Origin of the sequence: Limibacter armeniacum, from assembly GCF_036880985.1 — a bacterium.
Taxonomy (GTDB): Bacteria; Bacteroidota; Bacteroidia; order Cytophagales; family Flammeovirgaceae; genus Limibacter; species Limibacter armeniacum.
The window spans coordinates 146,195-160,632 of the sequence record NZ_JBAJNO010000006.1; the positions used below are offsets into that span (position 1 = coordinate 146,195).

Consider the following 14,438-nt stretch of genomic DNA (forward strand, 5'->3'; position numbering starts at 1 on the left):
ACATTATGAAAAAGACTCTTTTACAATTGGGCATCGCAGTGATGGCGATTATTGGTTTGGCTTCTTGTGATGGTGACAATGCTGAAGGAAATGCTAGACTGGTAGTAAGACTTACAGATGCTCCTGCAGATTATGACAAAGTGATGATCGATGTACAAGGGGTTAGTTACAATGTTTCAAATGATACAGAAGGAGAGAATGGCTGGGCGTTGATGAATAATTCGGCAATTGGTGTAGTAGACATGCTAGAACTTACTGGCGGTATCGATACACTGCTTGCAGATCAGGAATTGGCTCCGGGTTATATCTCTCAAATCAGACTTCACCTTGGTGAGAAAAACACTTTGGTAATGGGTGAAGAAGAAGTAGCGCTGTCAACTCCAAGTGCTCAGCAATCAGGTCTTAAACTGAACCTGCATACTGAACTGCTGGCAGGTGTTACTTACAATGTATTGCTTGACTTTGATGTAGCAAAGTCAATTGTAGCAAGCGGTAACGAAAAATACTCTCTGAAACCAGTTATCCGTGCAGTAGCTGAGGCTACATCGGGTGCTGTAATGGGTACAGTTGAGCCAGTTGGCGCAGGTGCGGTAGCATACATTTACGAAGAAGGTGAGGATGGTATGCCAGTAGAAGTGGCTAGTGCCTTTACTGACGAAAATGGTCAGTTCTTGCTGAAAGGTATCGCTCCAGGTGAGTATACTGTAAGCGTTGAGGTAGCTGAAGGATTTGAAATGACTACTGAAGCACAAGCTGTAACAGTTGAGTTGGGAGCAGTAGCAAACGTAGGAACATTTACTGCTGTAGCTGTAGATGCTGCTAACTAATAAGAATAACTTTCCTATCTAAACTTTTGGAGGGACATTATGAGTAATCATTTTGTCCCTTTTTTTGTCTTAACATTTTTGATAGGATTACTAAGAAATGCCTATCATTTCATCTTGAACTTTTATCCAAAAGAAAAAGCACCAAACGTATTGCTTTTGCTAGAATGCTACATATTCTTCTATCTTTTCTGCTTCCATTACAGTAGTAAAGGGTGTTTTTTTCGACGCTATAATTAGAATATAATTGTAGTCTGGATTACCTAAAAACACTTTACTAGGAGATTCCGTCTCAATCTTGTTTATACTGACCCCAGTCTGGTTAAATAATTCACTCACCAAGTCCAGATCTATATTCCCAATTACATTTATATTTTTTGTCCACTGATACTGATGATAAGTAGAGTTGGAATCTTTTATTATTTGTCTGTATAATTTTTTCTCCCCCAATACAAGAAATAATCCATAGTACAGGAGCAAAACATAAGCAAAATACTTAATGGGACGTTTATGTTGACCTTTATAAAAGAATTGGATAAAGTAAGGTTAGTTTAACTTAAAACAGGCTGATACCTCATAGCTAAGGTTAATTTTACCAAACTCTACCTTAGGCATTTGTACTCCAGATGCTTTGAACGAAGAGCTTCCCCTAATTATGATATTGGATGTCGTATTAGGATAGCTAGGAGTTTCTCTTTCTTTGATATAAAGCGCTTTTCCAATTTCTTGATCGATGGCAGAAGCCAATGCTTGTGCTTTAACTTTTGCAGCTTTAATAGCTTCAACCTTCACTTGCTGTCTGTACTTTTCAATCTCTGTGTGGTCAAGTTTGGATATAGAGATGTTAGAAATTCCAATACTTTCCAGCTCCTGAAATACTTTTCCGGCAGTCATAGCATCACTAACCAAAACCTGAAATTCCTTGGCTGTAAATATGTCTGTTTTACCTGTCCAATAAAACTTGAAGTTGCTAGCCATGTCATTGACAGTTAATTGCTTATCTATATCAATATTGATGCCCTCTAGCTTTTCAATCATTTGCTTCTCAAGTATGTCAATTGATACTTTTCCTTTGTTATCTTTTTCACTGATAATGACCTTTAGATAAATTTGATTGGGTGTGATTTCCATTTCTGCTTTACCTGTAACTTCAATGTAATTTTCATCAATAAAATTTTTACTGACTTGTTGGGAAAAGCCTTGAAAAGTAAAAGTTAGGATGAATAAGATTGGGAGAATAATTTTCATTTGAATAAAAAATAGTGTGTGAAACTTTTTAAAAATCAACAACTTAAATTGCTTTGATAGCAGTCAAAATAGTTGAATTGTCTAAACAATTGTATTGTGCTGAATATTATTAACCTTTTTTATACTTATAAAAGCAAACCTATGGTTCAATTGTCACCTCTTCAAATATGATTTGGAAATAAGGTCAATTGATTACAAATCCATTAGGAAACAAATACTGAGAATGCCCGTGAGGATAAAGAAATAGATTAAGTGTAACCAAAATGCGTGATTCCGTTTATTATTTCAAATGCTACTTTCAGTTAATCCATGAAATATAAAACGAATTTATCATATTATCAGAGCCCATATGTATGGGTTTAATCCTCCTATCAGACGGATATCATATTATGTCTTGCTTGTTGCCAATGGTTGGAAGACCCGAATGTAGACCCTGAAATAAAAGAAAATTACTTTTTATTCTATGACACTATTTTCAATTGATTTGTAAAGCCCGTACTTATAAAATAAGAGGCTGCACCCGTTTCCGGGGCAGCCTCTTGCATTAAGTAAGTGTCCGTGTTAGTCTTAAAAATTATCTTTTAATCATTTTTCCAGTGCTTACTACTTTGCCATTCAGTTTCAGGCTGTAGATATACATACCTGCAGGCAATGCATCTGCTTGGAATTCTGATTTGTATTCGCCAACACTTTGGTCGCCAATTTCGATCGTTTTTACAACCATTCCCTGTAGGTTCGTTACTTCAATTGCTACATTGCCACCTTTTACAAGGCTATAGCTGAAGGTAGTTGAAGTGCTTACTGGGTTAGGGTAGTTGCTCAGTCCGATTTGGGCAGCCAGCTCTTCGTCAATTGCCAGTGGCAGATTGACAGTCAGCATAAAGTGAGTTGATGTTGAAGTATAACCATCATTGGCAGTGATTGTAACCTCTACCTGAGTAGCTTCATTCAGTGTAAAGATGATTCGGTTGTCCACAGTCTGTACAAAGTCTACCGCTGATGAGTCAGAAACGCTCACAGTGTAAGCCAGTGCATGACCATCGGCATCCATGAATACATCTGAGAAGTCAAAAGCAAATGTTTTGTCTTCCAAGAACACGCTTTGCTCATCGATCAGGTTTGCTACTTCAGGAGCATTGTTGCCTGAAACAGTTACCTCTACTGTCTTGCTTACCATTTCGCCACGGTTGTCAGTTGCCATCAGTGTCAGGGTAGTAGTACCTTGTGCAAATGGCATGATCACCATTTCATTTCCTCTCATGACAACCTGTGCTACAGTATCACCAGTATTGATAGTCGCATCAATGTCTAGCGCATCACCGTCTGCATCTGTAAACAGCGACTGGTCGATCACATACTCACTCCAGAATGGGAAGCTGATGTTTTCCATCGTGATTTCCGGCAATCTGTTTACATCCACTACGTGAAGCATCACTTCATGTGAATTTTTCAGACCGTTAGCATCTTCAGCTTCTACTGTCAATGTATAATCACCTGCTGCTTCGTAACCTGCTGTTACGTTTACAGTAGCCAAACCAGTCTCTGCATTCCAATTCAGTGAAGTGAAGCCTGTTTCCTCTGCCAATGAGACTTGAAGTGTTTCGCCTTCATAGTCGCCAACTGTCAGTTCGATTGTCGCAGGCGTGTTTTCATACACAGTGTCTACAGCAACAGGCATCATGAAGTAAGGCATTCTGTTGACATACATATCGATATCAAAGTATACAGCTTCAGCATTTGGGTCATTGTTTAGAACCATTACCCTAGCCGAGTTTTGCCCTGGCTTTGCCTTGCTAGCGTCAGTAGCCCAGCTGATGTTGGTTTCGTTGTCTGTACTTACTTCACCTTCTGAAGGTGTAAGTGTCAGCCAGTCGAATGTTGCATCAGAAAGAGCTCTGATTCTTCTTTCAATACCGAAACCAGTTACTTTGTATGATCTACCGCCATTGTCAGAGTAGAAGAACTCACCGTTATGAGCATAGTATCCTAAACTGTAAATACCTTGCGGATAATCCAGTTGCTCATCAAATTCCAGTAGGATAAAGAAGTACTCACCTGGATTGATGAACGTTGTCTGGTCAAATTCATACTGTTGCCATGCCCCCCAAGGTTGACCGCCAATTTCAAATTCCTGAGTATAAACTGGTGTCGCTTCACTAGGAGTTGAGCCACCTACTCGGATTTCTACTTTGACACTTGCTTCAGGCATGTTCTCATTGTAAACAAAGTTTCTGAAGTGTGTCAGGGCAAAGCCACCTTCACCAGCTTTGAATCGGTTGGCATCAAATACCTGTGTACCATGTAAGCCTGAACGATACTCGATTTCATTTGGACCTCTGTCGTCATCATAATGGATAGAGTCCGTGAAGTTGATCATCTCAGCTTCCATAGTTGTAGCCATCATAGATGAAGCCACATTTGCAGGAGCAATAGGAGCTGCCTTGATAAATGCTGCTGCATCGGCTGTAAATTCTGTCTGGTCAACAGCACCCATTGATGAAGCTGTCATAGCTGTTACATCTACTGGTCTTCTCCATACTGGAGTCAGCATATATTCTAACATACCTGAGCCTGTATTGCTGAATCCAAATGAACCATCATTTGTATCAGTTGGCAATACATTCAATTCAACACCTTCGATATTGGCTGAAATCGTTGAAGGTCCTGAAACTGTTGCCGAAACTGGAATTGCCTTTACGATGGTTTCAGTTCCTTCCATACGCAGATACAGTGTATCACTGATGGTTCCCAATTCTGTCGGAACAAAACGAACTTGGAAGTTATAGCTGTCGCCCGGTTGGATCTTCACCCACTTGTATGAATAAGGGAATTCCTTGTTAGCATTCAGTGTGTAAAAGAAAGAAGCTCCTGAGTTTCTCAATACTTCCAATCCGTTTGTAGAGTTCTTGTAAGTACCGTCCACAAAGTGGAAGCCTTTTACCTGAATCTGTCTTGTACCAGTATTGTGTACCCAAACGTCCTGAACATATTCCTTAACGGCAACACCCTCTTCGATAAAAGTATGGCCATAAGCCAGACTGTCTGTGATATCAGCAGCATGTGTACCTGTAACATTCAGGTTGACTGTGATTACTTTCTCATTTTGTCTTGGATCGTTACTCTGCACATAGACTCTTTGTGTATAAATGCCTTCATTCAGGTTAGTAGCATCAACGATAAAGTTGGATGTCTGTGACTCACCATTTTGCAGTGCAAAATATGATGGCGGATAAATCGTATAAGCTGTTTCATCCTCTTTTACATAGTCAGGCGAATAGCTTTCCTTGATGGAAAGACCGATCTTTTCGTTCGGGCTTTCAAGACCAATAGCCGCCACATCTTTATGCTCATCGATGTCTTTGTACTGGAACTTGATGCGTCCGTCCTTGTGGATGATCACCTGGAAAGTTGAATGCTTCAATCCATCAAACCTGTAGTACTGAAGTACATTCTCCCACTGAACAATGAACCTGTCATCTTCCATCTTGTAGTAAACACCACCATTCTCTGAGTACATTGGATCGAAGTCAGCCCAGAATGGTGCGATAATACCTGCTACTTCATCATTGGCTCTAGGAAGAGAATTTACATAAGTAGGGTAGTATCCTGTAGGGAATTTTACGCCCAAGAAACCGTCAGCAGCGATATACAGCTTATTGAAACTCTCTCCATAGAATGGGAAGTCAAATGGCAATACCATGCTCCACGCAAACTGACCTTCAATGTAGATCTGTTTACCAGTCTCCTTGATTTCAATCCAGTTGTAAGCATCAGCACTGTCAGCAGAAGTACGGCTGTCCCTATAGATATATCCGAATTTGGTGTCTTCACCTGCATACTCAGGGAGTGCTTTGTTGCGTAAGAAACCATCCACAGAAGGAGCAGATAAAGAATAACGAAGTTCAGTATCTCCTTCAGTTGCGGCATTATTGACAGTGAAATTCCATTCAGTACTATCACCGTGGTTGAGGTTGATTGTGGTGAATGTTTCAGAGAATGCTGCTGCTGGTGATGCCAGTACATGAGCTGTCATAGGAACAGACATATCTGCACCATCTACTGTTAAGGTCAGGGAGTCGCTATAGTCACCCATTACAGTCGGTCTGAAAGTGACATCGACTGTATGGCTTTCGTTTGGCTCAATCGTAATTGCTGTACGGAAGATAGAAGAGAACACCGAATTAGATGTTGAAATACCTTCCAGTACCATCGCTTGTGTACCTTCATTTACCAGCTCTATAGATTTTGAAGCGTTGTCACCTGCCATCATGGTTGTGAAGTTCAGGCTATCCTGTAAGATTTTAGGCATCGCTTCACCCAATACCGTCATGTTGAAGGTATGTGTGTATTTATTTAGAAGCGGGTCATTAGAGTTAATTGTCAGACCTACCTGATACGAACCACCATAATAAGGCTTGATCGTAGGATCAATTACAAACGAAACTGTTTGAGATTCACCTGGCATCAGTGCGCCTTCCTGTAGACTTGCTTCTTTTACAATCTCAGAAACAGGAGGGATGATCTCGATAACCATATCATCTTTCAGCAGAGTGCCATCCAGATAAGCAATTTGGATACCGTCGTCTTTTGCTTCGTTGTTGAAACCTACAGATGAAACCCAGTCTATAAATGAAGCGCCTGATACGTCATTGTAACGTAATTGGATAGCACCATCCTTGAACAGTGCGATCTGGAATGTAACTGTACCGTTTTGTCCATAGTAGCCTGATTGTACGTCTTTCCATTCGATGATAGTTCTATCCTCAAATGTTTGCCAGTAGATTTTACCTCCCTTGTTGACATCTAAGTTGTGCCAGAAAGCACCAATACCATTTACAGGAGAATAGTTGGAAACAAATCTGGTTACACTTACAGCTGAGCCAGGGTTGTTGAATGCTACAACACCATTCTCATTGATATACAATTGGCTGAATGTATTGCCATAATAAGCAAACTCATGTCCAAGCGTAATAGGTGTTGACTTGTTATAAATAAGCAAACTTGTAATATCAGTACCAGTTGCTTCGATCTCTTCCCAAGTACCCGAAATTGGTCCTCTCTCGTCATTAGCCGTCAGGAAGTGGTAGCCAAAACCAAGGTCTTTCTGTCCTTCAATACCAACCTTTACATCCTTGATAGTTTGTGGAAGTGAGAAAGAAAGTGGGTAGTTACCGTCATTCTGGAATGTCAGCTCAACATGGGCTGTATCGCCGTAGTTAAGTGTAATATCACCAGGACCGTAAGTGACATTCAAAGCAGGTGCTTCAGTCGCACTACCAGCCAGAGGGAATTCCAGTTCTCCAGCACTTGTGTAGACGATCATATGCTCTGTATCCAATCCTGCTGAGTCAGGTGTATACTGTACATTGATCGTTGTAAAGTGACCCGGCTGAATGACTGTTCCAGCGTATTCTTTTGTAGTGAATTTTTCAGAACTGAAGCTGATGCTGTCAATTGTTGCATCTGCCAGTCCGCTGTTCAGTACAGAGAATCTTTTCTTAGGTGTTTCTCCAATAAAGCAGTTACCAAACTCAAGTGCCGTTTTGTTGGCTTCCACTCTAGCTTCCTGACCAGTTACTGTAAACTCTACAGGAACTGTGAAAGTTCTGCCATTGTCGTTTGTCTTGATTTTGATCTGTGATGTATGCAGACCATTGCGAAGCTTGCTTGCTTCCAGCGCTATATTGACCAGTTGCGTATTAGCATTATCAATTTCACCGTGATCAGGATCCAAAGTCATAAATGGCATGTCCCAACCTTTACCTGCACTGTAAGCTCTTGTTTTCAGTGCCAGGTAGCTAACACCCATCACGTTTTCCATTGGAGAGAATGACTGACCTGCATCAAAGCTCAGGAAGAAACGACCTGACTGGTTCTCGTAAGTTTCGTTGATTACAATAGGCGCATCAAATCCTTTAGGGAAAATCAATGTAGCCCAGAATACTTCACCTGTCTGGAATGTAAGGTGCTCTTCCAGTGAGACCATTCTGATAGTACCTGTCTCTCTGTTGTCATGGATTTCCTGAGCAAACAGCAGTGTACTTTCTTCAGGTGTTTTTCCCCCTTTTCTGACTTCAAGAATAATAGGTTCATCGTAACCATTATCTGAGAAGTAGAATTCAAGGTGAGAGAAAGTAAAGTAAGGAGTACCCTCAGGAACCACATACCTTACAGAAGTAGCCAAAGAGTAAAAAGGATTGTTGATACCCATAATGGCATCAGGGGATGCACCTTTCAGGTCATAACCGATATCGTCAATGAAATCACTTTGGGAAGCGACCATTGGAGCGATCTCGCTTTCACTGAAACCGTATTCCTCTTTAGGCAGGTATTCCAATGTTCCTTCTCCGTGAATTGCCGGATCAGCAGCTTGAGGGTAACTCAGTGCTGTTGCTGCTGCATTGCTAACAGAAAGGTGCGTGAGGAATGTATCCCAAACTAGTGTAGTACTGTCAACTGTATTGCCAATTTCAAATGAAGTTGAGCCAGTTGTATTGGCTGTTACATCAACGCTCATGGTAATAGGAGTAGTTGGGATGTTAGCAGCTGGCTTGGATGGGAAAGTGACTTCCAGAACTTCAGAGAGTTCACTCTTCTTACCAAACATATCTATTGCAACTACAGCAATATACCTTGTGTAACCCAATGCACCGAACAACTTATAATTGACAGTACTTGCAGTATCACTGCTAGGGAATGTATAATCAGGAGCCAAATCAAAATAATCCTCAGCTGTAAAAGGTGTACCGCTTCTGTAAACCTCATAGGCAAAAGGTTTGCCGTTGCCCAAGTCTTCTGAAGCATTCCATTCTACCAGTGCATAAGCCTGACGGTTGTGGTAGTCAAACTCTTTTACAGTAAGGTTTTCTGCTTTAGCAGGCAAAATGCCTTTATCTTCTTTCAGTGCATTGATGGCATTCAGTGTACCAAATCCCATCTGTCCCTGATAGTACGGATGAAGTGCATTAGTATGAGGAATAGCTGAACCAAGCAGTCTGTATTCCAGCATTTCATTGGTGAAATCTTCGCCTCCGAATTTTGATACAATCAGAGCTGCAACACCTGACACGTGCGGACAAGCCATTGACGTACCTTGCAACATACCATAACCGTGTCCAGGGAAAGTACTCAGGATACCACCGAAGTAGTCGTTGGCATAGTCTCCACCCGGTGCACTGATATCAATATGCTGACCGTAGTTTGAATAGTAGGCTTTGTCGTTGTCGTGCTGTGTTGAAGCAACTGTAATCACACTTGGGTAAGCACCCGGATAGTAGTTGGCCGGAGAGTCATCATTACCAGCAGCAAAGATTACAACACCACCCTTCATCGGGCTACCAGGATATTGACCAGCTTCCTCGATAAAGTAGTTAATGGCAGCCAATACTTCTGGCTCATATAGGTCTGGAACTGTATATCCCCATGAGTTTTGCGAGATAACCGCACCGTTGTTAGCACCATAAGCAATTGCAGCTGCGAAGTTACCTCCGTCATAGTCTGTGAAAACCTGTGTAGACATCAGGCGGGCACCATCACCGTTACCTGTACCACCAGCAACACCAGCAACACCTCTGCCGTTGTTGTTTGTAGCAGCTACTGTACCTGCCACGTGTGTACCATGGTAGTGAGGCACAATGCGTCCTTGGTCATTCACAAAGTTGTAACCGTGGATATCATCCACGAAGCCATTGCCGTCATCATCGACACCTTCTTCTCCCATCAACTCAGCTGTGTTTGTCCAAAGGTTGTCAACAAGGTCTTCGTGGTCGGTGTCGATACCACCATCCACTACCGCTACGATAACATTTGGAGTACCAGCTGTGATTTCCCAAGCCTCAAAAGCTTTCATATCTGCTCCCAATGTACCGTTTGACTGGCCTCTGTTGTTGTAGTGCCACTGGATCTTCAGGAATGGATCATTGAATGGCATTCCTTCTACATCTGGAGGAAGCGTTATGCTTTTCGGCTCACCTTCTTCAAATACCTTTTTGTAAACAGGCTTTGAAAGTGATACCTCTGCTACCTGTCCATATTCACGGGCAGCAGCAGTTACTGACGAGTTTTTGTCAATAGTAACCTCATACCAAAGGTGCAGACCGTGTTTACGTTGCTTGTCTTCAAATTTACCGCCATGAGGGAATACCCTCTTCATACTTTGAGCACTGTATTTAGTGTTGAGTGCGTCAAAAGTTTCCACACCAATACTTAAAGGTTGTGTTCCGGATGCGGTCATCTTAGCGCTTCCTATTCTCTGAAGGACATTACTGTTTTCCTTCAGCTTGATCCGGATGACACCGGGAACGGTTTGTGCACCCGGTGGGGTCTGTGCTTGTGCTACTAACCCTATCGCAATGAGAAGTAGTAACCACAAACTCCTGTTTAATGTGTAAAGTTTGTTTTTCATTGAATTGGTTTGATTAAATCTAAAAATCAGAGTATCTCAAAAAAGTGATATTCTTTATAAGTAATTTGTTCTATATAGCTAATACTTACCTTGAGTGTTACCAGACAGGTTTCACTCCATTTCAAAAAAGCTTCGATCTTGTCTTTTGTACCATAAAGCTTTAGTTGTACCACTGTATCAGATAAGAATTTTGCTTGTCCAGTGATTCCTAATTTTTCTGCTTCTTTCATGCATAAGAATAGGAACCCTGTCTTATGAAGTGATCCTCTTAAGACCACTTTCCAACCCTTTTTTTCCTCTAGTAACATATCTCCTGAAGTCACACATGTTTTGGTTATTGGTATATTACAAATGTGGGGTTTAACTACTTCAGTAGCCATTTTTCCATACCTATTATATATCTACAGGGTATATACAGCAGGAGTAGTAGGTGGTTTGTAATTGGCTGATATTTAAGGTGTTATAATTATGTAGTGATATGCCTATGTTTTTGATTACCCCTACAAATGTTTTTCATGGAAAAAATCAGCGATTAATAAAGGTGCAAAAGTTGGTTTTATGATGCATATCTAAAATGAAAGATTGACTTTGTGGTTTTGATATGTTTGAATGTTTTGATTTGTGTCATTATTTGAAATAATGTATGGTTTGTGTTTTTAGTAGGTGGCTTGATGAAAGGATTGTTTTTATGACGGTGTCCTTTCATTTTTTTGTAAAAAGAAACCTACCTCTTTATTCAAGAAGTAGGTAATTAGATATTTTGGTAGGGGACCAATTTGATGAAAAAAGGAACTAAATTTTTCTGACAAAGTCCATTAGGTCTTCTTCCTTATTTAGTCCAACTTTTTTGCGTATTCGGTAACGTGTCATATTAGCTGACTTGGTACTGATATTCAGCATTTGGGCAATTTCCTTGGTAGAGAGGTTAATACGCATATAGGCCAGGAATCGGATATCGTTGTCTGTAAGTTGGTCGTAGTGCTCATTTAGTTTGGTAAAGAAGTCAGGGTTAACTTGCTCAAATTGAATCTTGAACTGTTCCCAATCTTCATCCATTGTCAGGTTACCACTGATTTGCTTTATGACTGGCTTAAGCTCATAGCTGGGTCTTTCTTCTCTGATTACATCCTGAATGGTTTCCTTCACCTGTTGTAAAACCTGATTCTTATTCAAGAGGTATAGCGAAGCAGATGCTAACTCCCTGTTTTTCTCATCCAGATCATTTCTGTATTTAGCTTTTTGAAGCTCCCGTATTTTTTGTTCGGCATAGTAGCTTTCTTCCAGCCTTAACTTCTCAATCTCATGCTTTTCTATCTTCAGCAGGTTGAGTTTTTTCTGCTGCATCAGTACCCTAAACCTGAAAAAGAGCACTAGCAACAGTAGTACAACTGCAATGACTGCAATAACCATAAAATAAAGCTGCTTTTCCTTCAGGGCGTTATCCTTTTGTAGCAACTCGATTTCCTTGTCTTTCAGTCGGGTTTCGTATTTCTTTTCCAGTTCGGAGATTTTCAGCATCTTTTCCTCATTGTAGATACTGTCTTTAAGGGCAACATATTGGGTATAGTCTTTTGCAAAGGCAACATAGTCTTTTTGGAGTGTATCAATACTTGCCAGGTTACTGTACACACGCATGGCATTGACAGGTTGCAATAGTGGAATAGACTCCCTTAATAAGGCTTCGGCTTTATCCAGTTTTCCAGTCTTGGTATAAAGGCTGCCCAAACCCGAATTGACAATTGCCAAAGTGTTCTGATCCTTATGTTGAATGAGCTTTTCTTTGGCTGCCAGATACACTTTTTCAGCTTTCTTGTATTGCCCAAGGTCAATGTAGGTGCTGGCTATATTGGAAGCTACACTGGTCTGAACCCTTATAACGCCTTCCTTGTCAAGGATCTCCTGAGCCTGAAGCATAAACTTTAAAGCCTGTTCATGCTCATTTTGCCTTTGCATCAGTAGGCCAAGGTTATTGTAGACCAACCCTTCTGAATGAAGGTCTTTGTGCTGCTTGAACCCACTTAATGCCTTCTGGTAATATTCGTAGGCTTTTTCATTTCTTTCCAGCAAATCATATACACCACCAAGGGCATTATAACCATGTGCTTGTGAAATGGAAGGGGGAAGTTCTTCCTGTATCTTGAGGGATTCGATCAGGTAATCCAGCGACTGGTCCAGGTTATTAAGCTTATTATGAATAAGTCCCAAGACATAATAAGCCTTTGCCAGTTGGGGACGTGAGTTTGACTTCTCAAAGATTTCAACAGCTTTAAGGGTCAACTCATTTCCGATCTTGTATTTACCCAAATAGGAGTAATAGGAAGTCAGTTTGATGTAAAAGTTTCCCTTGTTTACTTCATTTGAAAAATGGATGTCACTTTTTCTGAGACTGTCGTAATACGTTTCGCGGTTATCTATTTGACTTACAGCTAACGAGTTTAATATACTATCCAACACTTGAAGACGCAGAGCATCGTTAGGTAATGCGTTTACCTGATCAACTGGAAGTTTGTTAGCGGTTCTTTCAGGTGTTGTAGCGAGACAATTGAAAGTGTAGCTGATGAAAAAAGTAGTAAGTAGAAAGTAGTATTTCATGGTTTAAATCACTCACAAAGATGTTGATTTGTTCATAGATAGTATTGTAAAAATAATATTGTGAACGGTAAATACAAGTCAGGCTTTATAATAAAGAAAACTTATCAACTTATCAGCTGATTGAATCTACTGTATAAGACTTTGAAGTTGAGTGCGTTGGGCTTTTAAAGTAAAAAAGCCCCACAAACAAGCAGTTTGCGGAGCTTCTGGATTAGTTGGTATTATGATGCTAAAGCTTTCTTTTTGGTTGGTTTCTTTTTCTTTCTGCGTCCCCACCAAATTATAAATCCTGTGATTGGTAAAGAAGTCGCAATCAGACCGGTTAAGAAAGTTGACAGTTTACCAAATTGTCCCCACCATTGTCCCATATGCAATTGCCAAACGACATTCTCGGTTTTTTCATGATGCAGATACTTCTCATCTACCGTTATCTTTTCTCCTGAATACCTATCAAAAATACTGATGTCGGCATTTTCGACACTTTTAAGTCCTACTTTTCCTGTAGTAAAGACATAGGCACCAATCTTTTGAAAGCTAGGGTTCCAAGTGCTGATTTCAGCTTTATCGGGATGCTCTTCTTCCAAAATCTTATAGGCAAAAGGAACCATATCTAATGATACTTGTGTGGAATCCATTTTTGGAAGTACCTCTTCCAGATGCGCTACATCACCACCTGTTGCTTTTACAGTTAGGTTGGTTAACCCTGGGAAGAAGATGATCAAACCTGTTACGCTTAAAACCAGACAGAGTACAAGCGAGTAGAAACCCAGTACGTTATGCAGGTCGTAATTAAGTCGTTTGAACTTGGCGTCCCACTTGATGGCAAAACTGGCTTGCCTTGTTGATTTCGTCCATTTCTTTGGCCACCATAAAACAAGTCCTGTGATACTGCTTATGACAAAGATGATGGTTGAGATCGCTACTACCCAATGTCCTGCTTCACCTGCAAGGAAAGAAGCATGCAAATGGGCTGTTACGAAAAAGAAGTAAATGGAATTGTCCTTTTTCAGAATCTCGCCAGTGTAGGGATCCATATAGATCATGGACAACATTTTCTCTTCTCTGCTGAATGCCCTTAGGCGAATACTTCTTTTAGGGTCATTAAAAAACACATATTCCGAGATCATATACTTCGGATAAAGTGCTTTTATGTTTTTATCTATTTCTTCAGAGGTAATGCGTTTTTCTCCTACCGTTTCAACATATTTGGCATCACCTGCTGTAAAGTCCATGATTTCATCACCATAGACAATGATAGTTCCTGTTAGGCATACAAATATGACAATAACTGAACTGATAAGACTTGGCCATAAGTGCAGCCAATCGATCACTTTTCTGACTTTTGATTTTTGCTTTCCCATTGTAATAAA

Annotated in this window: 6 protein-coding genes; 1 reads left to right on the top strand and 5 read right to left on the bottom strand. The window is 40.6% G+C overall.

Going from position 1 to position 14,438, the window contains the following annotated elements; translation table 11 throughout:
- Nucleotides 1-5: 5 nt before the first annotated feature.
- A complete protein-coding gene (locus V6R21_RS05365) occupies nt 6-827 on the top strand; it encodes a DUF4382 domain-containing protein (protein WP_334241570.1) in 822 nt (273 codons plus the stop codon).
- Between the two features lie 543 nt (nt 828-1,370).
- Here V6R21_RS05365 and V6R21_RS05370 read toward each other — a convergent pair.
- The 5 genes from V6R21_RS05370 to V6R21_RS05390 form a co-directional block, all read right to left on the bottom strand.
- A complete protein-coding gene (locus V6R21_RS05370; RefSeq protein ID WP_334241572.1) occupies nt 1,371-2,072 on the bottom strand; it encodes an SIMPL domain-containing protein in 702 nt (233 codons plus the stop codon).
- Between the two features lie 574 nt (nt 2,073-2,646).
- The gene (locus V6R21_RS05375) at nt 2,647-10,476 is read right to left on the bottom strand and encodes a S8 family serine peptidase (protein ID WP_334241574.1); all 7,830 of its coding nucleotides are present in this window, start codon (nt 10,474-10,476) and stop codon (nt 2,647-2,649) included.
- A 26-nt stretch (nt 10,477-10,502) separates the two neighbouring features.
- Nucleotides 10,503-10,856 carry an acylphosphatase gene (locus V6R21_RS05380; protein WP_334241576.1) on the bottom strand — a complete coding sequence of 118 codons (354 nt, stop codon included), beginning with the start codon at nt 10,854-10,856 and terminating at the stop codon, nt 10,503-10,505.
- A gap of 412 nt (nt 10,857-11,268) precedes the next feature.
- Nucleotides 11,269-13,068 carry a tetratricopeptide repeat protein gene (locus V6R21_RS05385; protein WP_334241578.1) on the bottom strand — a complete coding sequence of 600 codons (1,800 nt, stop codon included), beginning with the start codon at nt 13,066-13,068 and terminating at the stop codon, nt 11,269-11,271.
- Between the two features lie 221 nt (nt 13,069-13,289).
- Entirely contained in the window at nt 13,290-14,429 is a 1,140-nt protein-coding gene (locus V6R21_RS05390; RefSeq protein ID WP_334241581.1) for a PepSY-associated TM helix domain-containing protein, read from the bottom strand.
- Nucleotides 14,430-14,438: the final 9 nt, after the last annotated feature.

Bases quoted from the DNA above. Each gene is read 5' to 3' on its own strand.
- V6R21_RS05370 (WP_334241572.1), bottom strand. From the start codon at position 2,072: ATGAAAATTATTCTCCCAATCTTATTCATCCTAACTTTTACTTTTCAA.
- V6R21_RS05365 (WP_334241570.1), top strand. From the start codon at position 6: ATGAAAAAGACTCTTTTACAATTGGGCATCGCAGTGATGGCGATTATT.
- V6R21_RS05390 (WP_334241581.1), bottom strand. From the start codon at position 14,429: ATGGGAAAGCAAAAATCAAAAGTCAGAAAAGTGATCGATTGGCTGCAC.
- V6R21_RS05375 (WP_334241574.1), bottom strand. From the start codon at position 10,476: ATGAAAAACAAACTTTACACATTAAACAGGAGTTTGTGGTTACTACTT.
- V6R21_RS05385 (WP_334241578.1), bottom strand. From the start codon at position 13,068: ATGAAATACTACTTTCTACTTACTACTTTTTTCATCAGCTACACTTTC.
- V6R21_RS05380 (WP_334241576.1), bottom strand. From the start codon at position 10,856: ATGGCTACTGAAGTAGTTAAACCCCACATTTGTAATATACCAATAACC.